Consider the following 1,598-nt stretch of genomic DNA (forward strand, 5'->3'; position numbering starts at 1 on the left):
CACGGTGGCACCGTTCGCGCGACGTCTGAACGCGGACGCCCTTTTCGGGACGAAACTGGTCTTCGACGAACAGGATCGCGTGACCGGGGGCTTCGCCGGCCCGAACTGCCGGGGCGAGGAAAAGGTGCGGCGGCTGCGGGCAGTCTATGGCGAGGATGTCAGGCTGGTCGCGGCCTACGGTGACACATCCGGGGACAGGGAGATGCTGGAGATCGCGGCGGACCCCGGGTTTCGGGCGTTCACGGCGCGTCCGTAACGGGCGGCTCCGGCTCAGCCCCGGCGCGGTAGGCGGCGAGGATCGAACGGCTGAGGGCGGACGTCTGGGCGTTGTCGCCGACGTAGCCGGGCTGAAGCGAGTACAGACCTTCCAGATAGGCCGTATCCCAGGCGGACAGGCCTTCGGCTGTGGCCCCGTTCCGAAACGTGTTCAGTACCGAATCAAAACGGCTGAGATCGGCCTCGGGATCCACCTGTGCCAGGGCGACGAAGGCCACATAATCGGCCAGTTGCCGCAAGGTGACCCCGGCCGTCAGATCGGCGTCGATGATCACGAACGACCGTTTCATCACGTCCCGCCAAGGCTCTCGCAGCCGCGAGGCGTAGTTGCGGCGGGTCTGGGGCGCGAAATTCTCCTCGGTCGATCCCCGCGGGTTTTGCGAGGTATAGGTCAGACTGTAGTCGCCGGGCAGACGGACGGCGATGTCGCCGGTCTGATCATCCACCGGGACGCTGACGTGCCACCACCGGACCGCCCGCTCGCCTGAGCTGAAGGCGTCCAGACCGGCGCGTCCGCGGTCCATGCCGGCCCCGCCGACGATGAACAGCCGCGGCCGCTGCGCGATCAGTTCGCGGGCGAAGTCTGCCCCGTCTGCCGCACCGATGATGAGGATGGAGGGATTGCACGGTGGCTCATGCCCCCGCAGGCCCAACTCCCGCGCCAGATCGGTCACCCGGTCGGCGATATACTGGGCCACCTCGGTGTTGAAATTGGCGACGCCGACGCAGACGCCCTCGTCCCAGCGCGCCGGGCCACGGCCGCGCGCCGGGGCCACGACCTGATCAACATAGAGTTCCGCGGCTTCATCGAGCCGCCGCCCCTCCACCACCACGTCCTCGATCCGATAGACCGGCGCGGGGTCGGGCCGCGGCGCCACCTGGGGGTCCTGTGGCAGGAGGGCGAGGGTGGCCAGCAGGGCGACGGACATCGGCGGAGCCTCAAACAAGCGTGACGTTCAGGACATTAGCCCCGCTCAGCGCCGCCGTGGCAAGCACCCGACCCAATCGATCTTGTCGTACAGGCCGTTCGCGGGTGGGTGCCGAACCTGCCAAGCGAAGCTCAGGATTCTGCCGAGAGAATGAATGGCTCCCCACTCTCCCTGAACTCTTCGCCCGGGAAGAAAGTCTGGATGAGCGACGGGACGATGTGCGCCTGCTAGAACGACTGGGGCGTCAGGGGTGCCCATCGCGTCATCGTCACCGCCTCGCCCGACACCACGGTGGCACCGTTCGCGCGACGTCTGAACGCGGACGCCCTTTTCGGGACGAAACTGGTCTTCGACGAACAGGATCGCGTGACCGGGGGCTTCGCCGGCCCGAAC

General features: G+C 67.6%; 2 protein-coding genes and 1 pseudogene. 2 read left to right on the plus strand and 1 reads right to left on the minus strand.

Translation table 11 applies throughout. The features are described 5' to 3' along the window. Positions 1-256, plus strand: a 256-nt coding sequence (locus ACESMO_RS05390; RefSeq protein ID WP_372707148.1) for an HAD-IB family phosphatase, incomplete at its 5' end; no start/stop codon positions are given. On the opposite strand, the gene ACESMO_RS05395 is transcribed toward ACESMO_RS05390, so the two are convergent. Beyond that, complete coding sequence (locus ACESMO_RS05395; protein WP_372707149.1) at positions 240-1,205, minus strand: hypothetical protein; 966 nt, start codon at positions 1,203-1,205, stop codon at positions 240-242. The two genes, ACESMO_RS05390 and ACESMO_RS05395, sit on opposite strands and share 17 nt — an antisense overlap. Before the next feature lie 261 nt (positions 1,206-1,466). On the opposite strand from ACESMO_RS05395, the pseudogene ACESMO_RS05400 reads away from it, so the two are divergent. Next, positions 1,467-1,598 (plus strand): annotated as a pseudogene (locus ACESMO_RS05400) (haloacid dehalogenase-like hydrolase); the annotation flags it as partial.

Source organism: Brevundimonas sp., from assembly GCF_041688735.1.
Taxonomy (GTDB): Bacteria; Pseudomonadota; Alphaproteobacteria; order Caulobacterales; family Caulobacteraceae; genus Brevundimonas.